The organism is Pradoshia sp. TA40_28, assembly GCF_059694525.1.
The window spans coordinates 70477-96193 of record NZ_JCATZO010000004.1 but is presented as its reverse complement, the minus strand read 5'-3'; the positions used below and the strand labels follow the sequence as shown (position 1 = coordinate 96193).

19 protein-coding genes, 1 pseudogene and 1 riboswitch are annotated in these 25717 nt (G+C 35.7%); of the genes and pseudogenes, 13 read left to right on the top strand and 7 right to left on the bottom strand.

Annotated features, from left to right (window positions below; genetic code table 11):
* Nucleotides 1-203 precede the first annotated feature (203 nt).
* Complete coding sequence (locus AC58NB_RS06400) at nucleotides 204-968, top strand: SDR family oxidoreductase (protein ID WP_497426000.1); 765 nt, start codon at nucleotides 204-206, stop codon at nucleotides 966-968.
* Nucleotides 969-1617: 649 nt separating this feature from the next.
* On the opposite strand, the gene AC58NB_RS06395 is transcribed toward AC58NB_RS06400, so the two are convergent.
* Nucleotides 1618-2979: an MATE family efflux transporter gene (locus AC58NB_RS06395; RefSeq protein WP_497425999.1), complete on the bottom strand. Its 1362-nt coding sequence runs from the start codon at nucleotides 2977-2979 to the stop codon at nucleotides 1618-1620.
* A gap of 157 nt (nucleotides 2980-3136) precedes the next feature.
* Between AC58NB_RS06395 and AC58NB_RS06390 the strand changes: the two genes are divergently transcribed.
* Nucleotides 3137-3286 (top strand): DUF2639 domain-containing protein, encoded by a 150-nt coding sequence (locus AC58NB_RS06390; RefSeq protein ID WP_497425998.1) that lies wholly within the window; start codon nucleotides 3137-3139, stop codon nucleotides 3284-3286.
* A gap of 68 nt (nucleotides 3287-3354) precedes the next feature.
* On the opposite strand, the gene AC58NB_RS06385 is transcribed toward AC58NB_RS06390, so the two are convergent.
* Together AC58NB_RS06385 and AC58NB_RS06380 are read right to left on the bottom strand one after the other, a co-directional pair.
* The gene (locus AC58NB_RS06385) at nucleotides 3355-3912 is read right to left on the bottom strand and encodes a GNAT family N-acetyltransferase (protein WP_497425997.1); all 558 of its coding nucleotides are present in this window, start codon (nucleotides 3910-3912) and stop codon (nucleotides 3355-3357) included.
* A 279-nt stretch (nucleotides 3913-4191) separates the two neighbouring features.
* Nucleotides 4192-4974, bottom strand: coding sequence for an undecaprenyl-diphosphate phosphatase (locus AC58NB_RS06380; RefSeq protein WP_497425996.1), 783 nt, complete (start codon nucleotides 4972-4974; stop codon nucleotides 4192-4194).
* A gap of 168 nt (nucleotides 4975-5142) precedes the next feature.
* On the opposite strand from AC58NB_RS06380, the gene AC58NB_RS06375 reads away from it, so the two are divergent.
* The 5 genes from AC58NB_RS06375 (at nucleotide 5143) to AC58NB_RS06355 (ending at nucleotide 8662) form a co-directional block, all read left to right on the top strand.
* Entirely contained in the window at nucleotides 5143-5466 is a 324-nt protein-coding gene (locus AC58NB_RS06375; RefSeq protein ID WP_497425995.1) for a DUF4870 domain-containing protein, read from the top strand.
* Between the two features lie 84 nt (nucleotides 5467-5550).
* On the top strand, nucleotides 5551-6411 hold the full coding sequence (locus AC58NB_RS06370; RefSeq protein WP_497425994.1) for a hypothetical protein: 861 nt from the start codon (nucleotides 5551-5553) through the stop codon (nucleotides 6409-6411).
* Between the two features lie 105 nt (nucleotides 6412-6516).
* Nucleotides 6517-7500: a diaminopimelate epimerase gene (gene dapF, locus AC58NB_RS06365; protein WP_497425993.1), complete on the top strand. Its 984-nt coding sequence runs from the start codon at nucleotides 6517-6519 to the stop codon at nucleotides 7498-7500.
* A 45-nt stretch (nucleotides 7501-7545) separates the two neighbouring features.
* A complete protein-coding gene (locus tag AC58NB_RS06360) occupies nucleotides 7546-8223 on the top strand; it encodes a phosphatase PAP2 family protein (protein ID WP_497425992.1) in 678 nt (225 codons plus the stop codon).
* A gap of 280 nt (nucleotides 8224-8503) precedes the next feature.
* A complete protein-coding gene (locus AC58NB_RS06355; RefSeq protein WP_497425991.1) occupies nucleotides 8504-8662 on the top strand; it encodes a hypothetical protein in 159 nt (52 codons plus the stop codon).
* A 215-nt stretch (nucleotides 8663-8877) separates the two neighbouring features.
* Here the strand turns inward: AC58NB_RS06355 and AC58NB_RS06350 are convergent, their stop codons facing one another.
* Nucleotides 8878-9474: an SAM-dependent methyltransferase gene (locus tag AC58NB_RS06350; RefSeq protein ID WP_497425990.1), complete on the bottom strand. Its 597-nt coding sequence runs from the start codon at nucleotides 9472-9474 to the stop codon at nucleotides 8878-8880.
* A gap of 124 nt (nucleotides 9475-9598) precedes the next feature.
* A riboswitch (SAM riboswitch) is annotated at nucleotides 9599-9702 on the top strand.
* Nucleotides 9703-9798: 96 nt separating this feature from the next.
* On the opposite strand from AC58NB_RS06350, the gene AC58NB_RS06345 reads away from it, so the two are divergent.
* From AC58NB_RS06345 to AC58NB_RS06325, 5 genes are all read left to right on the top strand, one after another.
* Entirely contained in the window at nucleotides 9799-11658 is a 1860-nt protein-coding gene (locus AC58NB_RS06345; protein WP_497425989.1) for a bifunctional homocysteine S-methyltransferase/methylenetetrahydrofolate reductase, read from the top strand.
* Complete coding sequence (metH, locus tag AC58NB_RS06340; protein ID WP_497425988.1) at nucleotides 11655-15098, top strand: methionine synthase; 3444 nt, start codon at nucleotides 11655-11657, stop codon at nucleotides 15096-15098. Before AC58NB_RS06345 ends, metH begins: the two co-directional genes overlap by 4 nt.
* A gap of 377 nt (nucleotides 15099-15475) precedes the next feature.
* Complete coding sequence (locus tag AC58NB_RS06335) at nucleotides 15476-16699, top strand: ComEC/Rec2 family competence protein (protein WP_497425987.1); 1224 nt, start codon at nucleotides 15476-15478, stop codon at nucleotides 16697-16699.
* A gap of 338 nt (nucleotides 16700-17037) precedes the next feature.
* On the top strand, nucleotides 17038-19095 hold the full coding sequence (locus AC58NB_RS06330; protein WP_497425986.1) for an ATP-dependent nuclease: 2058 nt from the start codon (nucleotides 17038-17040) through the stop codon (nucleotides 19093-19095).
* Nucleotides 19096-19097: 2 nt separating this feature from the next.
* Nucleotides 19098-21158 (top strand): UvrD-helicase domain-containing protein, encoded by a 2061-nt coding sequence (locus tag AC58NB_RS06325; protein WP_497425985.1) that lies wholly within the window; start codon nucleotides 19098-19100, stop codon nucleotides 21156-21158.
* 42 nt (nucleotides 21159-21200) lie between these two features.
* Here AC58NB_RS06325 and AC58NB_RS06320 read toward each other — a convergent pair whose 3' ends face one another.
* The 3 genes and pseudogenes from AC58NB_RS06320 to AC58NB_RS06310 all read right to left on the bottom strand — a co-directional run bounded on the left by AC58NB_RS06320 (nucleotide 21201) and on the right by AC58NB_RS06310 (nucleotide 24047).
* Entirely contained in the window at nucleotides 21201-21449 is a 249-nt protein-coding gene (locus AC58NB_RS06320) for a hypothetical protein (protein WP_497425984.1), read from the bottom strand.
* Between the two features lie 635 nt (nucleotides 21450-22084).
* Nucleotides 22085-22982 (bottom strand): annotated as a pseudogene (locus AC58NB_RS06315) (dicarboxylate/amino acid:cation symporter); the annotation flags it as partial.
* A gap of 294 nt (nucleotides 22983-23276) precedes the next feature.
* Complete coding sequence (locus AC58NB_RS06310) at nucleotides 23277-24047, bottom strand: SDR family NAD(P)-dependent oxidoreductase (RefSeq protein WP_497425983.1); 771 nt, start codon at nucleotides 24045-24047, stop codon at nucleotides 23277-23279.
* Between the two features lie 910 nt (nucleotides 24048-24957).
* Here AC58NB_RS06310 and AC58NB_RS06305 point away from each other — a divergent pair.
* The gene (locus tag AC58NB_RS06305) at nucleotides 24958-25704 is read left to right on the top strand and encodes an SDR family NAD(P)-dependent oxidoreductase (protein ID WP_497425982.1); all 747 of its coding nucleotides are present in this window, start codon (nucleotides 24958-24960) and stop codon (nucleotides 25702-25704) included.
* The last annotated feature ends 13 nt before the right edge of the window (nucleotides 25705-25717 follow it).

Here is a 25717-nt window from a genome sequence, read left to right as displayed (position 1 = left end):
CAATCCGGCTTTTGATTCTCATTTTTTGAAAAAAGGTCCCATGGAAACAATTAATCACCTCAACTTTTACAGACATATTAGGTTAACATACTATATGCGATCGGGACGATAATCGTTAATGTATAAACAGCTTTTGATTAACAGAATTGTATGTATTCCATGTATAATAGATATAGTAAATACTGCCTGTAGGGGGGAAGAAGTTGACTCGAAAAACGGCTTTAATTACTGGTTCAGCAAGAGGATTAGGCAAAGCTACAGCAAGGCAATTAGCTAAAGATGGGATAAATGTGATTACGACCTATCGAGAGAATCAAGCAAAGGCTATTCAAGATATGAAGGATTTGGCCCAAACCTACAAAGTGAAAGCATATGCTTTACCATATGATGTAACGATTCGAGAAAACCATCGCGATCTTATTCATAAATGTTATGAATTATGCGATGGAATAGATATCCTTATACATAATGCGGGTCCATATATACAGGAACGAAAATCAATGCTGGAATATACAGATGAGGAATGGGAATATCTGATTAATGGTAATTTATCAAGTATGTTCTATTTAGCCAGTGCGGCAATTCCTTATATGCGTGCAAATAAATGGGGCAGAATTATTACAATGGGATTTGATCAGTCTGACCACTCACCAGGTTGGAAATATCGTTCGGCTTTTGCTGCAGCCAAAACGGGATTGACCTCATTAACAAAGACTTTGGCAATGGAAGAAGCGGAGTATGGAATTACGGCCAATATGGTCTGTCCGGGAGATATTGTGGATCCTTGGAAGGAAAGCTTTCGTGTGGATGAAGGAGTAGTTTCTAATAAGGTTCCTGTTGGAAGGCCGGGAACCGGTGGTGACATAGCACGCGTCATTTCCTTTTTGTGTACCGAAGAATCTGACTTTATTACAGGTACGGTAATACCGGTGACAGGTGGGCAGGACGTATTGTCTAAAAGCAGATAAGATGAAAGTAAGACTAAAATGACATATTTCTATGTGTCATTTTTTTGTGTTCCTTAGATGATTTGAACTCATCACAATGAATAGTAACTAGAAAAAGCTCGCTTGAATCCAAGCGAACTTTCAGATTGTAGACAAAAGGAATTCAGAATGGCCCTTAAGGGAACAATTTCTGAATTCCTTCTTTTTTCGCTTTTTCACGAGGGATACACCGACCTCATCTAAGGAAGTGGGCAGTTCACACATTGAAGAGGATTGGAGCTGTATTGCCGCTATCCTTCTTTCGTCGTCGTACGATAATACGTCAGCTCTTGTCCCTCCGGACAAAGATTACAGTTGAATTACTCATCATACACAAATTCTGCCTTATACCGTGGAAACTCATATATGAAGCAGTATCCTATTTTCTGCAGAATGGGTGAGACTCCTGCGAGAAGAACAAGCTAATCAAGACCCCGCAGCGCAGAGCGCGAGGAGGCTTGATGCTTGCCCGCGGAAAGCGAGCCCATTATGCGGAAAATAGCGTTAACCGAATAGGAAAGAATAGCGAAAACAAAAAACTGTAGCAAGGTCCCTAAATAAGGGATTTATCTACAGTCTGAAAGTTCGCTTGAATCCAAGCGAACTTTTTTCGTAATAATAGAAGAATAGGTTAATTTAGTTTGTGGACGAATTTTCTTTTTTGTACATACAATAATCGGATTGTTAGCCCAGTTGCACCTGCTGCTAAGCCTGAGATTAATCCAATCCAATAACCGAATGCATCTAAATTCGTATTATTTGCAAGGAAAATGCCAAGCGGTAACCCTATAATCCAATAGGATAAAAGCGACATAAAGAACGTAATATTCACATCTTTATAGCCTCTCAGGGCACCCTGGATTGGGGCCTGCAGTGCATCGGAAAGCTGGAAGAAGATCGCGTAAATTAAGAATTGCGCTGTTAATGAAGCGACAACAGGATCGTTTGTATAAAGAAGAGCAATATAATCTCTGAAAATAAATAAGAATATAGCACTGATTCCCGCAAAACCAATCGCACAAAAAACACCGAGAAACGTATATTCTCTAGCTGCTTTATAATTTTTCGCTCCTGCCTCATGGCCAACAATGATGGTCAATGCCATCGCAAAGCTTAATGGGACCATGTACAAGAAAGAGGAGAAGTTCATGGCAGCCTGATGTGATGCAATCGTAATCGTGTCATAAGAGCTCATAGCCAACGTAACGGCTGCAAAGATACTGGTTTCAAAAAAGATGGACATCCCGATTGGAAATCCGATCTTCATTAATTCAAGCCATTCCTTAAAGGCAGGCAACGGCCAAGATTTTAAAATACCAAAACTGGAAAAAGGTTGTACCCTCATAATAAATACTGCCGCAACCAAGGTGATGACCCAATAAGTAATGGTTGCAGCGATACCAGCCCCAATCCCTCCAAATGCAGGCACGCCTAACTTTCCATATATAAACATATAGTTAAGAATAACATTGACAGGGATGGCTATAAGGGTAATTAACATAGAAACCGTGGTTTTGCCAAGTGCGTCTATAAAAGACCGCAGGACATTATAGATCATAACCGGCAAGATCCCAAATGCCAAAGCGACTAAATAGCCGTGAGCAATTCGATATACATTCGGCTCGAGGTTCATACTTGTTAATAATGGTTTGAGCACTAAGGCACCTGCACCAATCAGAATGAGAGACATCGCAACAGCTACATAGATAGCCTGCATTACGGAAAACCGTATTTTGCCTGTTTTTTCCTTAGCACCAATCAGATGGGCCACTATTGGCGTAACACCTAGTAAAATCCCGGCAAAGCCATTATAGAAGGGACTCCATATAGAGGTGCCTATGGCTACCCCTGCTAAATCTTCCGGACTGGCTTTTCCGGACATAAACGTGTCAAAAAAGCTGATAGCAAACAGACCCAGCTGCGTAATCAAAATCGGAAAGAAGACCGAAATGATTCTTGAGAAATTCTCCTTAGTAAAAATAGATAAGTTCATAATATAATGCCTCCGTGCTCGTAAGTATGACAATGAAAAAAATTATACCATAAATCATTCTGAAATAAGACAGGCATTCTATTATTCCGTTGTGCTGTCATAATTATTAAATTCACTCATATATTGGGGTAAGTAATGAATGGAGTGGGGGAACAGAATGGCATACACAGGTTCGAAGGGCTGGTATGTAGCCAAGCTTAAAGAAAACGGAATAAGAAGGCATCCAATTGAAAGGAAAAAGCTAGAATTATATAAAACGTATATCCTTAAAAAGTTATATGAACAACAAGTGCTGGCAAAAAAATGAGTGAAGCCAGGAATCTAAAAAAGGTGTATGCACAGTCTATAACAAGACGGGCATAACACCTGTTTTTTTTAAGCTTCTTTTAGATCGAATACAGAAACCTCTGTTGGTTGCCGCATTTGAGATAAGGTAAAGTGATCCTTCGTAATCTCAAATAAATCAAATGAGTACGCCCCTGAATTGATTTCCTCATACAATGCCTTGCGACTGTCATTAGCAAGCATGGTATAAGGCATCTTTTGAGCTGCTTTGAGAGATCGGATGTTTTCTTTCTTGATTCTGAGAAAAATCGTTTCAATATCAAGCTCAAAAAATAATTCTTCAAAGAAATGCTGTTTGGCCAATTGATTATATCCTTTACCATGATAAGGCTTCCCTAACCATGTCCCTAGAAATCCAGCTTGATTGGATACATCATAAAGGGTAATGGTACCAATCGGATTTCCCCATTCATCGAGGATGGTCCGTGAAATTAGTTCGCCTCTCTCTTCAGCTTCAATCATTTGTTTAGTAAGGAAGAGATATTCTTCATATTGCTGCGTTTTATGGCGCACAAAAGGGAAGACATCAGGGTGAATCATTAATTCAAATAAAACAGGACAGTCTGATAAATCACGTTTTTTCAACATACAGATCCCTCCGTATGAGGGCAGCCGCTAACTGCGATTTCCCCTCGAAATTTTTTAATAAATGTACTATCAAAAAATTTCGGGGTGGGAATCGAACCCACTAGAACCATTACTGGTGGCGCACCATTTGCCTTCCCTAATTTTTGCTTATACGGTTTTTGAAATAAAGTATTTCTGAGAGTATCATACAAGATTTTTTAGTAAAATGAAATAGTTTTTTATCGTCATTTTTGTACATTTTTTAAACGTCATTTTTAATCGTTTGATCCCCAAAAAACATTAAAAAATATGGAGGTACTGAAGGATCAATATCACAATTCCCAATAGGATGACATAGATAGCAAAAGGCTTTAATGAGTGGTTTTTAATGTACTTAATCATCCAGGAAACAGCTAGATACCCAAAAAGAGCCGAAAAAATGGTACCGAGAAATAATCCTTGAAATGAAATAGCTTCGACCGGTCCTGTCACTAAATCTCTACTTTTAAATAATATTCCTCCAAATATTACAGGTATGGAGAGGAGGAAGGAAAAATAGGCTGCGGTTTCGCGATTTAGTCCGCTCATAAGGCCAGCTGCCATGGTAAAACCGGAGCGGGAGATTGCAGGGAAAATAGCGGCTGCTTGGAAGCTTCCAATAAATAATGCCTGTTTATACGTCATGTCCACTAAATTTTTGTCTTGTTTGGGCATAATATCTGCGTACCATAAGACCAATCCTGTTATAAGGAATTCCCAGCCGATTGTAATTCCAGACTTAGAGATGCTCTCGAAATAATCATTAAAGAGCACACCTGCCAAAACGGCAGGGATTGTTCCGAGCAACAAAAGCAACGTCAGTTTAGAAAAAGGATTTTTAAGTAGCTTTACTATTTCATGCCAATAAAAGACGAGTAAAGCAAGAAGTGTACCTGTATGCAGCATGGTATCCAACAATAATCCAGCCTCATCCAGACCGAATAAATGCCTACCCAAATATAAGTGACCAGTACTTGAGATAGGTAAAAATTCTGTCAAACCCTGAATGATCCCAAGTACGATTGCTTTCCATTCTTCAAACAAATTTACCAGCTCCCTCTTACAGGTTATAAAGTCAAATTGTAGACTTGTCTTTATATATGTATAGAGTGTATGAGGCAATCAAAGAAATCATGTAAGTTTTGAAACCTTGCAGGGAATTGAATCGTATTAAACTATATAGAGAATTAGAACACTGGAGGTTTAACACAAGTGCAAAATACAAATGATAAATTATGGGCAATGGCGATCTATTTGAGCAGTTTTTTCTTTGTGCTGATTGGACCGCTCGCTATATGGTTAATTAAAAAGAATGATTCTGAATTTATTGATTATCATGGGAAGGAATACTTCAATTTCTTAATCAGCTATACCATTTACACCTTTATAGCCTTTATATTGATGTTTATCGGACTTGGTTTTATCATTGCATGGCTGATTGGAATTTATGTATTGGTATTTACCATCGTTGCTGCAATAAAGGCATATTATGGGCATTATTACCGCATCCCGTTAACCATTCGAATATTGAAATAAGATCCTTAAAATAAGACTGCGGGCATCTATTTTGCCGGGTCTTTTTTTATTTCTAATTACTATTTTGGACGTGCCCTACATAGAATGTATAGATGGTTAGTGAAGGCTTATAGAATTGGCGGTGAAAACTCTTTGACTACTAAGCATTATTACCAAAAAATTTATAGTATATATACAGCAGAATTAGTTGCATACTTTGTAGTCGGTCTCCTCTGTTTTTTACTTACTTGGCTAATTGGATTGGATATTATTCTTGCCGCAATCATAACATTACCATTTAGTGTACTGGTTCTATTCTCAGTCAATCGAAATGCCAGGTTAAAATACAGAATGAAGAAACTCCCTGGAGCTAAAGAGAAAGAACTTGAAAAAGCTAGCTCGCCACTAAAAGACGGTCAGTATTTTCTTGGATTTTTACCTGCGCCTACGCTTCATATGACCATTTTCTCAACGGAAGGGGATTTGGTTGGCGTTCTGCGAGATAAACGAGAAAATATTTGGATGTGGGTCGTGCCAGCCTTTCTACTCATTTTTTTACCAAGAAGATATGTTTTATTAGATAGCCAGGGCACCGTTTTATGTGAATATCGAAGCCATTTTGGATTAAATGGTTCAATTGATATTCTAACAGCCGAACAGGAACAAATAGGGACGTATCAGCAATCAAAACAGTTAGGGAAAAGGAGTACAAGCCATGTAACCAATTCTTATGGTATCCGGCAATATGGCGGGGAAATCAGGCATGGGGCAGAATTTATGGTCAAACAAACTTATAATCAGCGAAATATTGTGCACTATTCAAGCGGATGGATGCCCACCTATTATAGTCAACATTTCCTTGATCCTAATACACCCTCCCTCACGTTTACGGAGGGAGCGACAGAAGATGAAAAAAGAATAGGGTATTGTTATTGTATCGATTACCTCCAACAGCAAAATCATTAACCACTAAATCACATCACAAAGAGGATAAACTTTAGCTCTTTGCCCATTATGTTTTATAATGGTGATATAGATGGTAGATGAAAGTTGTTTGAAGGGAGCAGGAAAATGGATATCAATATAATTAAGGTACATGGTTCCAATAATGATTTTTATTTAATCGATGAAATGGAGACCAAGCTGCCATTATCAGATCCGGAACGAAGCCAATTAGCTATCAATATGTGTAAGCGCAGTGGCACAGAGGGAGCAGATGGGATTCTCTTTGTGATGAACAGTGAGTCAGCAGATGCTAGAATGAGAGTCTTTAATGCAGATGGTTCGGAAGCTTCCATGTGTGGGAATGGCCTCCGCTGTGTTGGGCGATATGTCCAGGAAAAATTACAGAAAAATAATCTGTTGATTGAGACCATGAAAGCCAATCTGCAGGTAACGAAAGAGCCTGACATGTATAAGGATATCCCTACATACCGAGTCGAAATATCTCCGGTCATCAAAGCAACCAGTGCCTTGCCGATGAATACGGAATTGGACGAAATCATCAACCAGCGCTTACCTTTTATTGATGAGAACCTTATGTTTACAACTTTATCTGTACCAAATCCTCATTTAATCAGTCTGGTTGATAAAGAGGTCATTCATTCAGATAAGCAAGAAAAAATAGCAACTAAGCTGAATGGAGAGAATGAATGGTTTACAGATGGTGTAAATGTCAGCTTCGTTTCTCGTCTGGAGGAGGGGGCCATTTTTGTTCGTACGTTTGAACGAGGAGTGGGCTTTACGAATGCCTGTGGAACGGCCATGTCAGCCTCCAGCCTCGTGACTAAATGGGTTGACGACCTCGAGGATGAAGCAGTCTTGCATGTTTATAATCCAGGTGGAATGGTACAGTGTCAGGTTCATGATTTGCAGGATAAAACTTGGGTTGATTTAATTGGTAATGCAACGTATGAATACGAAACGGTTATTCAGTTAAATTTGGACACACTACATGTTAGCTTTGGGGAAAGGCAAGTTTATAGAGAAGAGGCAGAGGCCTATTCAGCATTCCAACAACATGTCAAAACCTATGTAGACTCTAAAATGGGATGAGTTTATGGAGTTTATTCATTAGGATCAAATAGAGGGGGGCGAAAATTGAAGAAGCATACGAATACCTTTTTAAATATTCATTTTATATCCTTTTTCGTGTTGATTACCCTCTTTATTGTCTGTACGCTCTTATTTGTCGATATTGCAGATAAATTAAATGATAATGAACTTTATCAGTTTGATATGATGATTATTCAGGAGGTTCAGGGCAGTATTAATGAACTGAGCACAAAAGTGCTTATTTTTATAACGAATTTAGGTTCAGTAAAAGGCAATATCCTGTTGGTTATCATTTTCTCTTTGTTTTTATTGTTTAAAAAACGTCCTTTAAGTGTTGTCTTTTTAACTACCGTGACATTGTCAGGTGGTTATGTGAACCATTATTTAAAATGGATTTTCCAACGAGAGAGACCTTCGTTAAATCCATTGGTTGAGGTAAATAGTTTTAGTTTTCCGAGTGGCCATGCTATGTCCTCTTTCATCCTATATGGGGCACTGATGATCATAACAACCAGAATCACCAAGAGCTGGCCGGTCCGATTAGGTGTCTATGCAATTTGTACATTCATGATTTTAACGATTGGATACAGCCGAATCTACTTGGGGGTTCATTTTCCGAGTGATGTTATTGCCGGTTTTATTGCAGGCTGTGCATGGCTAGCGATCATTGCAGTTTTATTTAAGTTTGGAGAATATAGAAAAATAAAAAGTTCGAAATCGTAGATAGGTGTCTGTAAGCCATAATGGTTTACGGACACCTATTTTTTTTGGAAGCTGCATGAAAATCCAACTTGTATACTTTTCGGATTGAATGCAGTCACATTCATAGTCTCAAATCAATAGAAATTGTCATTCTTATTAGAAATGAAGAAAGGCTCTGAAAAGACAACCGAAGGCGATTATGTCATTAACAATGGATATGGTATAATTTTCATGCAACTATATGGTGCGGGTGGTATGCGCCTTCTTTTCCTTATAACAAGTGAGGGGAGGTGATATACCAATGGATTTTCTTATAGCTCTGGCAAAAGATGTAGCCATGATTTTCTTAACAACTTTTGCTGCAGGCATCGCCACGCGATTCGCCAATCTCAAGCTTAAGGGCAAACGAAAAACCACCCCGCGCCGACCAAAGCATAAGGGTGGTTCTCCTAAGAACTAACTAATTTGCATACCACTCGCTTGTTAGTTGCACCAGGGAGTTACCAGCTCTCTGGTTTTTTTACTATATGTTTATATGTTTATACTATACCCTAAATAATAGAAATTCAATCAAAACTGTACTAGGGAGCCAATTGATGTTCGCCTTTTTTATCGAGTGACAAACATATGGAATGTCATAAGATGCATCGATTTATTTACCTATTCGATAAAAGGCTACTTAGTGGCCGTAACATTGATGGATAAGCAGGGTTTCATTGGTTTCGTTTGAACTCTAACAGATTTAAATCCTGTCTTCGTAAGAACCTCTTTAATTTCTTCCGCATATTGATGAGCCTGTTCTTCCGTTGCCTCTTCCTGTCTCGGTTGCACTGTGATTGTAAGGCCGCCATTCTCTTTTAATAAGGAATGTATTTTTTGAATGCAAGCTTCCTGGTTATCCCATAATGGATAACTGTTTACGCTAAAAATGTTATCGTACACCATTGGACTGGGCAATTCGAGTACAGTTCCATTAAATAAACGAAGCTGATTGCGGTCGAGTTGTTCCTGATTTCGTTTGCTTGCGTTTTTAACCATTTCTTCAGATGGGTCAACTCCATCGATTTGAACGGTCGGGTGTTTTTCAAAAAGGATATGCATTCCTTCCCCGGGGCCAAACCCAATTTCAAGCAGCGTATCATTCGGTTTAATAGATAATTGAGCAAATGTCCATTCATACAATTCTTCATTTTCATAGGCCATGATTTTACCAGCTAGTTTTCCAAGTACACCAGTTGGATTTTTAAATTGATTGGTTAAGATCTCTTTCATTTATCATCACTCCTATACGTAACATACCCAAAAAAATAAATGGCTAACTCTATCAAATTAATTATCTAAATAGATTGAAATAACTGAAAATTTATAGTAAATTAGGTAAATATATAATTTCATATTCTTATCTAGAGAGATGGAGGGACTGGCCCGTTGAAATCTCAGCAACCTGGATTCTAAAGTCCAAGGTGCTAAATCCAGCAAGCATTGCTTGAAAGATGAGAGACCTTAGGAAAAGGGCTTTCATATAATGAAAGCTCTTTTCTATTAGTCTGTTTTCCTCATCATCCATTCACTTTACCAAATTAGGGGGGAAAGACAGTGAATCTTTTGGAGACGTTAGATGAAAAAATTCTGGTTGCAGATGGGGCGAGTGGTACACTTTTATATTCTTTTGGAATTGATAGCTGTTTTGAAGAACTTAATCTGACAGATCCTGATCAAATCAAAAAGATGCACAGAAGTTATATTGGGGCGGGTGCTGATATCATTCAATCCAATACATTCGGTGCAAATTTCCATAAATTAAAAAGGTATGGCCTCGAAAGGGAAGTTTTCAAGATTAATGGGGCCGGAATGAAACTGGCCAAAGAAGCTGCTGACCCGAATACCTTTGTCATTGGGACAATCGGGGGATTGCGGAGCTTTAGAAAGTCGGAATTAACATTAAATGAAATTAAGGCATATTTTGAAGAGCAGCTGCTCGCTTTATTGAAGGAAGAACCAGACGGAATTTTACTGGAAACTTATTATGATTTAGAAGAATTACTAATGGTCTTAGAAGTAGGAAGAAAAAACAGCCATCTTCCTTTTATCACGAATATTTCCCTGCATGAAACAGGTCTATTGCAAAATGGAATGCATGTCAGTGAGGCGTTTTCTCTTTTAAAAAAGGAAGGAGCCGATGTCGTCGGGATTAATTGCCGGATGGGCCCGTACCATATGATTCAATCGTATGAAGAAGTGCCGCTTTTAAAAGATACGTATTATGCAGCATACCCGAATGCTAGCTTACCTGATTTGTCTGATGGAAGATATGTCTATTCAACAGAAGCTGACTATTTCATCAACAGCTCCAGACAGCTTGCGAAGCAGGGCGTACGCCTGTTAGGGGGATGTTGTGGGACGACGCCTGCACATATTCAAGCCATACGTAAAGGGATCGAGGGTCTTCTTCCTGTTAAGGAAAAAGATTTTGTAGCCGAGCCGAAAAATCAACCTTTCTCTTATGAAGGCATTCACCTTAACCGAACAGGGCCTGATACAATTTCAAGTAAAGCTAAAAGACAAACGACCGTCATCGTTGAACTGGACCCACCGAAGACACTTGGGCTAGAAGAGTTTTTGAGAGGAAGCCAGTATTTATTAGATTCAGGTACTGATGCGATTACCCTTGCGGATAATTCATTGGCTTCCCCGAGAATATCGAATCTGGCCGTAGCTTCCATTTTACAAGTTAAGTTAAATACATTGCCCCTTGTCCATTTAACTTGTAGGGATCATAATCTGATTGGCTTGCAATCGCATTTAATGGGGATGCATTCCCTCGGATTATCTGAGGTTTTAGTCGTGACAGGTGATCCTTCAAAAATTGGAGATTTTCCAGGAGCGACTTCCGTATATGATCTCTCTTCTATGGACTTAATTTCATTAATCAAGCAATTGAATGAAGGCCGATCCTATTCCGGAAAATCGTTAGGAAGCCGGGCAAATTTCGAAGTTGCTGCAGCCTTTAACCCACATGTAAAGTACATAGATAAAGCTGTACAGCGAATGGAGAAGAAGATTCAGGCAGGTGCAGATTATTTTCTGACCCAGCCAGTATTCAGTATCGAAAAATTAGAGGAAGTATACGCAGCAACCAGGCATATTACGAAGCCGATATTTATTGGCATCATGCCTTTAACGAGTCATAGGAATGCAGAGTTTTTACATAATGAAGTCCCTGGAATATCATTGCCGGCGCATGTTCGGACAGCAATGGAAAGGGCGGGTGCTGATCAAGAGAGTTGCGCACGTGAAAGCTTCGCCATATCAAAAGAATTAGTGGATGCCGCAAAGGAATTATTTAATGGAATTTATATTATTACACCTTTTATGAAATATGAATTAAGCGGGCGTTTAGTGCGATACATCAAGGAACAAAAATCAGTTGTCAATAGGGAAGTGCATTTATTATGAAAGCAGAAAGATTAAAAGACTTATTAGGTGAAAGAATTGTGATTCTGGATGGAGCAATGGGAACTATGATTCAGGCACATAATTTAACAGAGGAGGATTTTGGCGGAGAACAATACGATGGGTGCAATGAGTACTTATCGATCACCCGTCCCGATATAATCCAATCCATCCATGAAGAATATTTGGCAGCGGGAGCGGACATTATTGAAACAAACACGTTCGGTGCAACGCCAATTGTCTTAGATGAATACAATCTTGGCCATCTGGCTTATCAGCTTAATAAACAATCGGCCCAATTGGCACGAAAAGCTGTTAATCAATTTGACACTTCTGACAGCCCTCGCTTTGTTGCTGGTTCAATGGGACCTACCACTAAAACCCTATCCGTCACAGGTGGAGCCACTTTTGAACAATTGGCAGAGTCTTATGAAGAACAAACGAAGGGGTTACTGGATGGCGGAGTTGATGTGCTACTTTTGGAAACGTCACAGGACTTACTAAATGTGAAAGCGGCTTATATCGGAATGCAAAAAGCATTCTCGACTTTGGGAAGAGAAGTGCCGTTAATCATTTCAGGAACGATTGAACCAATGGGAACCACTCTTGCAGGACAAACCATTGAAGCTTTTTATATATCAATCACGCATATGAAGCCCCTTGCGATTGGACTTAATTGTGCAACGGGTCCCGAGTTCATGGCTGAGCATATCAGGTCTTTATCTGAGTTAAGCACTGCCCATGTAAGTTGTTATCCGAATGCCGGATTACCAGATGAAAATGGCCAGTATAACGAAACGCCATCTTCACTCAGTAAGAAAATTAAGCAATTTGCTGAAAAAGGATGGATTAATTTGGTCGGCGGCTGCTGCGGAACGACTCCCTACCATATCCGCGCTATTAAGGAAGCTGTTAGTAGAATAGAACCGAGAAGGATAAAAGGTAAGCAGTCTATGCATGCTGTCTCCGGTATAGAAGCCTTGATTTATGATGATTCGATGAGACCTTTATTCGTAGGGGAACGGACAAATGTGATTGGGTCCAGAAAGTTTAAAAATCTGATTAAAGATAAAAAGTTCGAAGAAGCCTCCGAGATTGCCAGACAGCAAGTTAAAAAGGGAGCTCATGTAATTGATGTATGTCTTGCTGACCCGGATAGCGATGAAGTATCTGATATGGAAGCATTCATGAAAGAAGCGGCTAAAAAAATTAAAGTACCCTTTGTCATTGATTCAACGGATGAATTAGTCATTGAGAGGGCACTATGTCATTCTCAGGGAAAAGCAATTATTAATTCAATCAATTTAGAAGATGGGGAAGAACGTTTTGAGAAGATTGTGCCACTTGCTAAACAGTATGGTGCTGCTTTAGTTGTGGGAACAATTGATGAACAAGGCATGGCCGTAACGGAAGAACGTAAACTAGCGGTTGCACGCAGATCGTATCAACTATTAACGAAAAAGTACGGAATCGAGCCGGAGGATATCATTTTTGATCCGCTCGTATTTCCGGTTGGAACTGGTGATGAACAATACCGCGAAGGCGCGGCAGAGACGGTAAAGGGACTAGCAGCGATTAAAAAAGAGCTTCCGCGATCATTAACGATTTTAGGCATTAGTAATGTATCGTTTGGGCTGCCGAATGAGGGACGAGAGGTTCTGAATGCCGTTTATTTATATCACTGTACGAAAGCTGGCCTGGATTACGCCATTGTTAATACCGAGAAATTAACGCGGTTTGCTTTAATCCCTGAAGAGGAAATTCGATTATCAGAGAATTTATTATTTCATAACTCAGAAGAATCTTTAGCTGAATTTGTTGCCTTTTACAGAACGAAAAAGCCGGTTCAAAAGGAGACAAAAGAGAAGCTGCCATTACTGGAGCGGCTTCCTGAATATATTATTGAAGGAACGAAGGATGGGTTAAAGGAGGATATTGAAGAAGCTCTGCAAACGGGGATGGAGCCTCTAGATATCATTAATGGTCCTTTAATGGCCGGTATGGCGAAAGTGGGAGAACTATTTAATGATAATCAATTAATCGTGGCCGAGGTATTACAAAGCGCAGAAGCGATGAAAGCGGCTGTTTCCCAGCTGGAGCCTTTGATGGCGACAACAGGCAAGACGTCAACAAAAGGAAAAATGGTACTCGCCACCGTGAAAGGTGATGTGCATGATATCGGTAAGAATCTCGTGGATATCATCATGAGCAATAATGGATATGAAGTCATAGACCTAGGAATTAAAGTGGCTCCGCAAACCTTGATTGAATCCATACGGAAAGAAAATCCGACCATTATCGGTTTGTCCGGTTTGCTCGTAAAATCGGCCCAGCAAATGGTGATTACCGCACAGGATTTAAGAGAAGCAGAGATCGATGTGCCGATTGTGGTTGGAGGAGCGGCTCTTACCAGAAAATTTACAAGGGGACGAATCGCTCCGGAGTATAAGGGTCCTGTCTTTTATGCAAAAGATGCCATGAACGGGCTGGATTTAATCAATCAGCTTCATGATGAAGAAAAAAGACCTTCATTCCTTGCACAATTAGAGGCAGAAGCGGTTAAGCAGGCAGAAGTCATTTCATTTGAGAAAAACAGAAGTATCCAAGTAGAAGAAAAACGAGAAAAAACAGTGAAGGATCAAGAGAATGTTCCTGCTCCTGAAGATTTACACAGGCATGTACTGCAGGATTACCCACTATCTCAAGTGTATCCATATGTGAATAAACAGATGTTATTCGGACATCACCTCGGAATGAAGGGGAAAGTGGCGCGGTTATTTGAGGAAGAGAATCCTAAATTAGTGGAACTTGCCGCTATAGTGGATGAAATCCTTGAGAACAACCAGATTAAATTATCGGCTATGTATCAATTTTTCCCAGCGAAAAGTGATGGTGAAATGTTGAAAATATGTTCTCCAGCCAATCCAGATGAAGTGCTCGAAACATTTGATTTTCCAAGGCAATCCAAAAAGCCTTATCTATGTTTATCTGATTATGTAAAAGATCAGGAGTCAAGTGTCCAAGATTATGTCGGATTAATGATTGTCACAGGCGGTAAAGGTGTCAAGGAAATAGCGGAAAGATGGAAAAAAGAAGGACAGTATTTAAAAAGCCATGTCATCCAATCACTCGCGCTCGAATGTGCCGAAGGGTTAGCCGAACGAGTCCACCAACTCATGAGAGACGCCTGGGGAATCCATGACCCTATCGACATGACCATGAAAGAACGACTAAGCGCCAAATATACAGGCCAGCGTTACTCATTTGGCTACCCAGCCTGCCCGAATCTGGAAGATCAGGAAAAGCTCTTCAGGTTGCTCAAGCCTGAAGACATTGGAATTCAATTGACGGAAGGGTTTATGATGAATCCCGAAGCATCTGTCTCGGCAATGGTCTTTTCGCATCCGGAGGCGAGGTATTTTAATGTGGGGCGGGAGGAGTAATTAGATCAGCTGGATAGAAAAGTGATCTTCTAAGTTGTCAGGGGGGAGTTTGAATTTCTTCTGGGATGTTTAAGTGTTCAGAAGGGTTTTATTTTGAACGGAATTTAAAGCGACTCAAATCCTTATACAGAAGGATTTGAGTCATTTTCTCATGAGGTTTACTTAGTAAAATAACGGGAATTGTTCAATTTATCTATTTGTTTACACAAATTACAGACGATTTTACAAGTTAAATAAAGGTTAAACAATGTCCGGTTTTTCGGATTTTTCCAGCCGAACAAGAATACCTATACCTACCAAATGTGTATATAAATTCAATAAATATATTGTATATAAGTTAAGTTATAATATATTATTTTAATAAAGCTGAATTTTTTATGTGTAGAAAGGTTGATGAGGTGGAATATTATGGATCTGCGATCGCAGTTAATGAAAAGGATAAATTAGTCTTAAATATTATCCCGGAATCGTATTTAGGGTTATATTTAGATAATGATATATGGTTAAATGATCAAGTTTTATTATCTGAAATCCCATCTCATTACATTGAGGTAGGAATTAAACATTTACCAAACGCTTATGATTTAAATTTAAGATTAAATCAATGGTTTAAATTAAAATTAAATGAAAGTGTAGAAGGAGATGTGATTTTTTATAATTCTATAATGGATAATAATAGTATATTTATGGAATTAGATGATATTCAATTTATTGACGGTCGTTCAACATTTGGTAGGAAATTACATAAAAAATTTTCACTAGATGATTTACTGGATTCAACTGCTGAAGAGATTAAAAATAAACTGGATGGCAGGAATTACAATTTTTTAGCGATTTATAACGTTGGGCAAGGTAGTTGTAATGCTATTTGTGATGTTATAGGAAAACCTCAACTTTACTTTGATTTAGGTGGGGGATATGGGAAAGAAAGTTTAACCTATCCATCTGATTTAGAACTTTGTAATTGTGACTCTCCTCCAATTGTATTGTCACATTGGGATGGAGATCATTGGAAATCTATCAGGAAATTTTCTTCGTTTGAAGAGTCGGATTGGATAGTTCCAAGACAAAAATTGTCCGCTGATGCACTAGCTACCGCTGAAGCAATATGTAAAAAAGGGAATCTATTTATATGGCCAGAAAATTTAGATAGTTTATCTTTTAACGCTGGACAAATATTGAAATGTAATGGGAATACTATAAATGATTCTGGTTTAGCATTTATATATATTAATAATAATAGAGAGTGTGTGAGGGAGACCTTACTACCAGGGGATGCTAAATATAAGTATATACCTTCCATAGGAGAAATGAAGTTTAATAATCTTATAGTTACTCATCATGGCGGGGTTAAACCTACTTTAGTACCTTTACCTAAATGCTTAAGATGGAATTACCATATTTACTCATATGGTTTGAATAACTCTCATCAACACCCAAGACCATTAACCGAAAAATTACATACTAACGCTGGTTGGTTAAAAAGATTCGACACTGTACAAGGGCATATAGGTTTGCATGGTGTATATAGAAGGTCTAACTATCATGTGAATTTTGATGGTACAAATTGTAATACAATAATTAGAAACTTAGCCCCATAAAAGAAAATCTAATCCTAAAATATATTAATAGGATCAAGCATTTGTGTCCTTTTTAGTGCATACAAAGAACGGGAGGTTACCTGAATATAATAGATAAACACAATACACTTTATTGGATAGCGATGAATTAGCCAAAAGCAATCACTTGTATCAATATATCGCTAAAAGATAGGGACATTCTAATTGCCTTTTATCGACAATTTTTATTGGTGAAAACTACGTAGTTTTCGCCTTTTTAAATTTTATATATAACCATATATTGGTTTATAAGGTAAAAATATCTGATATAATTCTGTTAGACATAATTTGAGTGGTGGTATTAAAAATGGAGGGATATTATGTTTTTGAAAAGTTTAACAGTTATCAACTTTAGAAAGTTCGGAATAGAAAATAACAAGATAGAATTCGTTGATCCTAAAAGTTATCAAGAACAAAAAGATGAAGAGGAGATCAATATTGCTCCGACTACAACTTTAATAGTAGGAAAGAATAATTGTGGAAAAACAACAATTGTTAAAGCATTAGATTATCTTATGAACAATAACAAAGAAATATTTAAATCAAACGATTTTAATTATTTATACTTGAAAAATCTACTAGAAAAGAATAAATTACAACTTTCAACAGTAGTAGATAAATCCGAATATAAAATTGAAGTACCATATCTTCAATTTAAAATTTGTATAGGAATTGAAGATAATAGCAATGATTTGATTACAAACCTTATTCCTTTTATGAGATTAGATGATGTAAATAATTCTGAATTAGAAATTAATATAAAAGTGGAATTAGAAGATGAGGAAGTTTTCATTACAGATTTGAAAAAGTTATTAGAGAGAAATCATAATCTAGGTGTATTATTTAGAAAATACCTAGAACTGATAGATAATTCTATTTTTGAAATAAACTACTACAATGCTGGTAATGATAAAATAAGTAATTTTAATATAAAAAATTTAATTGAATTGAGACCGATTAAAGCAAATAATATTGAAAGTGAAAAATGCTTGTCGAAAGCTTTTAGCAAAATAATTGAATACCGTTATAAGACCTTATTTGGAGAAGAAGTAAATGATATAAGTTTGAAAATAAGTCAAATAAATGAAGATCTTACTCAGTTAATTAGTGAAAAACATACAAATAGTATCAACGAGTCTTTAGAAGAGATTGAATCGAATGATAAACTTAAAGTCCTTTTAAGTGCAGATTTGACATTTAAAAAAATGATGAATAATTTAATCAAATATGAATATGTTGAGCGTGAAATGAACATACCTGAGAATCAATTTGGGCTAGGATATACCAATTTGATGATGATAATAGCTGATTTAATAGACTATATGGAGAAATACCCTGAGAATTCCTTTAACAGTAAAGTGAATATAATTTCAATTGAAGAACCTGAAACATTTATGCATCCACAAATGCAAGAGTTATTTATAAAAAATACTAATGAAGCAATAGCCTCTCTACTAAAAAGTAAAAATAAAAATGTGAATAGTCAGTTAATCATCACAACACATTCTTCTCATATACTGAACAGTAAAATACATAGTGGTAATACTTTTAATAATATTAATTACGTTACGGTAAAAAATAATTTTACTCATGTAGTTAGTTTACGTGATGATATTATTATATCTAATGAAAGTAATACAAGAGACAATGATCTTAATTTCCTAAAAAAACATATTAAATATAAAGTTTCTGAATTATTTTTTTCAGATGCTATTATTTTTGTTGAAGGTGTGACGGAAGAAACTCTAATTAGATTTTATATTGATAATAATAAAATTTTAAATAAATACTATATATCAGTGTTTAATATTGATGGGGCACATGGACTTGTTTACCACGATTTAATAAAAGTCCTAAAAGTACCTGCTCTAATAATTACAGATTTAGATATAAAAAGAGATGATAAGGAAAAAGACAACTTTAAACAAATATCTGACTTAAAAAACAGAGTTACAACTAATGAAACTATTAAAAAATATAATAGAGCTTCTAATAAGATAGAAGAAATAAATGTTTTAAATTTTGAAATAAATAACATGTTTATTACATATCAAGATAAAATTGAAGATTATTATGCAACAAGTTTTGAAGAGGCATTTATCTTAACTAACTATCAAAATAAATTACTAAATACTGTACTAAAAAAAATGAAGCCAAAGATATATAAGGAGATTGTAGGTGAAGATTGCAATTTAAATAATATTAAGGGTAATTCGTACAAGCTGCAAAGAAAATTATCAAATAATAAAAGTGAATTTGCTAATGAATTGCTCTTCCATTATATTACTAGAACTGAAGGCAGAGAGATTCCCCAGTTGCCAATGTATATTGAATTAGGATTTTCATGGTTATGTAGAAAATTAAAGGGGGAGAAATAATAATGAGTTTATCAATAATATCCCCAATTAATAGAGAAAAAGAACAAGAGTCATTAAATAGAATATTTAATTCTATTAATAAAAGTGAAAGTATCATTTTTAATTCTGGTGCGGGTGCTGGGAAAACCTATGCTCTTATTGAAAGCTTGAAATACGTAATAAGAAACTATGGGACAAATTTAAAAAAACATAATCAAAAGATTGTTTGTATTACATATACAAATGTTGCCACTAAAGAAGTAAAAGATAGGTTAGGTAACACAGATTTAGTTCTGGTTTCAACAATACATGATAGAATTTGGGGACTTATTAAAGGTTATCAAAAAGAATTGGTTGAGATTCATAAAGAAAAGTTACAAGAAGATATTTTAAGGTTAGAACACATATTAAAAATTGATGAGGAGTATGTATCATTTCAAAAATTAGAAAATGACCAAAAAGAAAACTTTATGAAGGTGATGATTGATAATAAGGAACTATTTTATGAAAATTATAACTCCAAAGCAGCAGATCTAAAAATAGCATTTAAAACTCTATTAAATCAATGCTCAGATTTATTAAAGAACGTAAGTCATTTCAAAAAAATTGTAAATACAATATATAAAATAAAACAGCTAAGTGAATGTTATGAGAATATTTCCATGAATAAGAATGGGTATAGAAATGTGGAATATAATTCGATTTACAATATCGACCAACTTCATAGAATGCAAATTAGCCATGATACATTGTTAGATTATGGTCTAATAATAATTGGAAAATATGATGTATTGAAGCAAATTATAATTGATAAATACCCTTATATTTTTATTGATGAATATCAGGATACAAATGAAAAAATTGTATTAATAATGAGTCTTTTAGAGAATTATGCAAAAAATATTAATCATAAAATTTTCATAGGTTATTTTGGTGATACTGCTCAAAATATATATGAGGAGGGCGTCGGAAGTAAAGTAACTGAAGTTCACTTAGGCTTAAAACCAATTAATAAAGAGTTTAATAGAAGGTCAACAAAGGAAGTTATAACAGTTATTAACAGAATTAGAAACGATGATATTAAACAAGTATCAATTTACAATGATTGTGAAGGAGGAGGAGTAAAGTTTTATAAAGGTACTACAAATGATGTTCAGGACTTTATAGATACCTACATCCAAGAATGGAATATAAATCAAAAAAACAAACTACATTGTTTAGTTCTGACAAATAAGATTGTTGCTGAATATAGTGGATTCAAAAACATATATGAAGTATTTAAGGCTACAGATAAATATAATGGTTTCAATTATAACCAGCTGAATACTGAACTTTTAAGCAATGATTTTTCTAAACTTGGTGAAATTCCTAAGTTATTATTTAATATTGTAAAACTTAATAGTAATCTTGCTAATAGAATTACTCCAGTTATTGATATATCGCCAAAAGTAAGCTTATTTGATGATATGAAATTAGATGATTTAAGGAAACTAATTAAAACTTTAAAACAAATCAACGGGAAAACTCTTGGTGAATATATAGAAGCTATCTCAACCGTCTATACAGAAAGTAATGAAGAAAATCATAAAAATATAATTGATTGGACCTTTGGAATTGAAAATATCACAATAGAAATTTTTAAAAATCACCTTATAGCAAAGTTATTTAATAATAAATCAGATGACGATATTAATCGTGCAAACATTATTATAAATAAATTATTGGGTATAAACATGGATGAGTATAAGATGTGGTATAAATTTATTAGTGATAAACAAGAAGATAGGGTTATTTATCATACTTTTCATGGTACAAAGGGTCGGGAGTTCGATAATGTGATAATAATTATGGGAAATGCATTTGGAAGAGATCGAGATTATTTTAGTTTCTTTTTTCGGAATTTTCTGGAACCACACTTATTAGAGGATAGAGAAAAACAAAAATTAGAAAAAATTAAAAATTTACTATATGTTTCTTGCTCAAGAGCTATAAAGAATTTAAGAGTTTTGTATATTGATGAATCAAACGATTTTGAAAGTGGAATAAAGAATATATTTGGGAATATTTATCCATATATCAAATAATAACTTCTCTTTTTATGTTTTATTAATTAATTGTTTATTGTTTTACATTATAAGCAAACTATCTAAGTCAGGTGCATAAGCATAATTATGGTAAGGATGACGTGTTGGCACTTGAATTTTGATTCTAGAAGTTAACGATTTGGAAACCATTTCACTATTTTTATATACTGTTTGATGATTATGTTCATTTATTTCATAAACAATTTTTTTTACATTACCAGTCTTCTTGTCAAACTCAATTGATATTACATTAAATATTTGACCGAATATTTTTATTTTTGGTTGTTTCATTATCTCACGCCTTTCAAACTAAATTTCAATAATATTAAATTATTTGATGTATTAGGTTAAACATTCCTCGAAAGTAAAATTCAACCTAATACATCGTTATTAAGGATTTTTATGAAATATTCCTATTTTATTGTTAGCCTTTTAATTTTTTGAATATGGTGAGATTGAAGGGATAACTCCTTGGATACAAGTATTTACGTATTAATCGTATTATTTATGAGCAGTATAAACATATATATAATAATGTACAAATTAATTTTCTTCAGGCAAAAGCAAGGAAGAGAATCGCAGATCTAAGTTGGTAATAATAATTAATAGTGATATCTGATTTATTTAAATCATGACTTGTTGATGAATCGTAATGCCTCATTTAATGAAACAGATGATTTAACTCATAAAAATCTCTATTCTAAGTATTGAATAATACACATAAACATTAAGAGTTATTAGGTATAAATGCAAGAAAGCTGTAAATCCATAAATATATTTTATGAATTTGCAGCTTTTCTTTGTTAGCATGAATAAGTTTTGTAAATTCAAAAAGAAAACTGCAGCCTTATCACTGAGACCTCTCTCAATAAAGCCGCAGCGGATATAAGGATTATAAATATAAAATAGCATACTAGAATTTATGATTATGTAACATTTTCTTTTCTTTTTTCTTGTTCGTTAATCATGACAACACAAGCTGCATCAACTGTAATATTGACGGATGTTCTCGCCATATCGAGAATACGGTCGATTCCAAGAATTAAGCCAATACCTTCTACAAGTAAATTAACGGAGCTTAGTACCAGAGCAAGCATAATCAGTCCTACATCTGGTACACCTGCTGTGCCGATACTGGCAAGGATGGCCGTTATCACGACGGTAACCAAGCTGTAAACGTTAAATTTACATCATAGACTTGAGCGATAAATATGATGGAAACATCCTACATAATGGCTGTTCCGTCCATGTTGATTGTCGCACCCAGAGGCTGAACAAAGCTTGATATCTCTTTTGTAACTCCTAAATTGCCCTGTGCGGCTTCCATGGATAGAGGTAAAGTTGTATTACTGCTGGAAGTACTGAAGCCTACGTCATAGCCTGTACAAAGCCTTTAAAGAACCATATTGGACTTTTACGTGCCAAGAAGAAAATGGTTCCTCCATAAACCAGTAGATTATGAATGATTAGTCAAGTACAACGACAATCATATATAATGCCATCGCTTTCATTGTGCTATAGCCTTGTTCTCCTATTGCTGAAGCAATAAGTTCAAAAGTTCCATATGGAGCTAATTTCATAACCCAGGTTACGAGATACATAACCAATTCGTTCCCTTGTTCAACTAGCTTTACAATTCCTTCTGTCTTTTTTCCTAAAGCGGTTAAAGCGAATCCAATTAAAGCTGCCATGAAAATGATTTGTAGCATATTACCTACTGCCAAAAGCCATGAGTGGATTATCTGGAATAATGGTAATGAATGTTTCGCCAATCGAAGGGGCATTTTCAGCCTCAAAAGTTGCGTTTTCTGTATCAAATTCACCTTTTTCCCGAACAGCTTTTACCGGCAGGCGTGGTTTTAGTTCGGGATCCTCTGCTGGAAGTCGATAGATAAGCCTGCTATGGATAGAACATAAGGAGGTAGAACAATTCCAACATCAATAGCTCTGATCGATAATGTATCATTATTTTCTGGGACAACAAATTTTGTATTTTAGATTTTTCTGTATAAATCAGCTCTATAAAAGTCTTAGTAAAATACGGGGAATACAGGGGGAACAAAAAAAGTCAGTCCCTTCAAAAGAATACGGACTGACTTTATTAAAATTCTATGTGGGTTATAAAGCTCCCATACCGCCGTCTACACGATATTGAACGCCAGTGATAAATGTGCTTTCATCAGAAGCAAGGAAGAGTACAATATTTGAAATATCTTCTGATTCTCCATATCTACCTAATGGAATAGACTTTTCTAATTGTACTTTGGCGGCTTCAGCTTGGCCTGGTGCAAATCCTTCTTCTAAAGAACGCATCATTCTGGTATTCACAGGAGAGGGATGAACAGAATTTACACGAATTTGATAAGGAGCTACCTCTACTGCACATGCTTTTGTTAATCCAACCACTGCGTGTTTAGATGTAATATAAGGTGTTACATTTGGACTTCCATGTAATCCAGCAACTGAAGACATGTTTATAACACTTCCAGAACCTTGCTCTTTCATAACAGTTAGTACGTGTTTTAGTCCTAAGAAAACGCCACGAACATTAACAGCCAGTACTTTATCCAAGTCTTCTACCTTTTGTTCAGTTATTGGGGCTACTTTACCTTCAATACCTGCATTATTAAAGAAAACATCAATTTTTCCAAAGTGCTCAACCGTTTTATTCACATAGTTTTTTACATCTTCTTCTTTTGTTACGTCAGCTTGAATGACTAGAACTTCACCATAAGGTTCTAATTCTTTTTTTGCGTTTTCTAAAGATTCTTGGAATAAATCTACTAAAACAACTTTTGCTCCTTCTTCTAAAAAGCGTTTAGCAGTTACTTTCCCTATTCCTCCTGTACCTCCAGTAATAATGGCTACTTTATTTACTAATCTTTGCAATATAAAAAACCTCCCTATACTTTGAAAACGATTACATTAATTAATACACTTTAAAATCGTTAACCTAATAGTATTATATACATATATTTCCCTATATTGCTAGAAAAAGGAGAGGAATGAAACCCTGCAAAGAACTCTTAGATGGTGACAGAGGGATATATACAAAATGTAAAAAAGAATATAGAACATATTAGGAGGTCAGAAGAAAAAGAAGAGAGAGGGAAAATCACTATTCAGCTAGTGAGTTTATTGAGAAGTATAATATCATGCTTCCTCGGACTCCTCCTATTTTAATTGTATAAGTTTTAAAATTTCGCTATGTGCCAAGGTTTTTTTTCAACTACCTCTGACTCATCTATAATGGCTTATTTGAATAAAATGTTATTCTGAAGAGTCTCTTACCTTGATTATTGCATTAGTGCGGAAAATGAGGCATTACCCTAATTGAAATACAGTTAAATTACCGTAATATGGTATTAACATCTAAATTTAAACACTATAGTCTTTGTCTCATTTCAGTTGGAGGCATTTTATTTGTACTACACTAATAATTACACTATTTTTGATGAATGGTTTCATCCTGTTTCTAATAGTAACGAGTTAGTTGTTCCATTTTTTATGATTTCTCACAGAGAATGGCTAGAAAAGAATCTTAATAGTATTCACAGTTGTTAAGTTTAAAAAGTGTTTATAAGTAGCGATTATCATTCTAAAGCACGAATAAGCAAAACAAACTATATTTCTACTATTTTTGGTTTAAAGGATATATAATCGGGAAATTATATCGATATACTATTTTTGAAAAATAACTTTTTAAGAAAAATAAATAGCCATAAGAAAAATATTGGAGTAAATGGTCAAAAATCTTTCATTAGAAAGGCTATAAAACAAGAAAGGGAGAAAAGGTAGTATGTTCGATATCAAAGGTAAAGTAGCAATCGTAACAGGTGGAGCAAATGGAATTGGGAAAGAAGCGGTCAAAGCGATCCTCAACAAAGGCGGAATAGCTGTTATTGCAGACTTCGATGAGGAGTTGGGAAAACAAACTGCTAGTGAGTTAAACGTTGATTTTTTGAAAGTAGATGTATCTGACGAAAACCAAGTAAAAGAAATGGTGTCATACGTAGTTGAAAAATATGGACATCTTGACATAATGGTTGCCAATGCAGGTATTGGTGGAGGAGGCAGCACGCTGGACCTACCAACATCTGAATATGAAAAGTACATAGGGGTTAATCAGAACGGTGTTTTCTATTGTAGCCGTGAAGCCATTCGCCAGATGGTTGCACAAGGTACGGGCGGAGCGGTAATAAATGTTTCTTCTATTCTAGGCTTAGTAGGTTCAGCAGGTGCTTGTTTCTACAATGCTAGTAAAGGTGCAGTACGATTAATGACAAAATCAATGGCATTAGAATTTGCTCCTTTTAATATTCGTGTAAATAGTGTTCATCCTGGCTATATTATCACGGGTATGGTGAATGATGAAACAATGGGAACAGAAGGAATCGAAATGTTAAAATCACTTCATCCGCTATCCAAAGGAATCGAACGTTTGGGTAAACCTGAGGAAATTGCTCATGCAATTATTTTTGCGATTGAAAATACCTTTATGACAGGGGCAGAAATTCTCATAGACGGGGGATACACCGCTCAATAAAAGAATACATAGA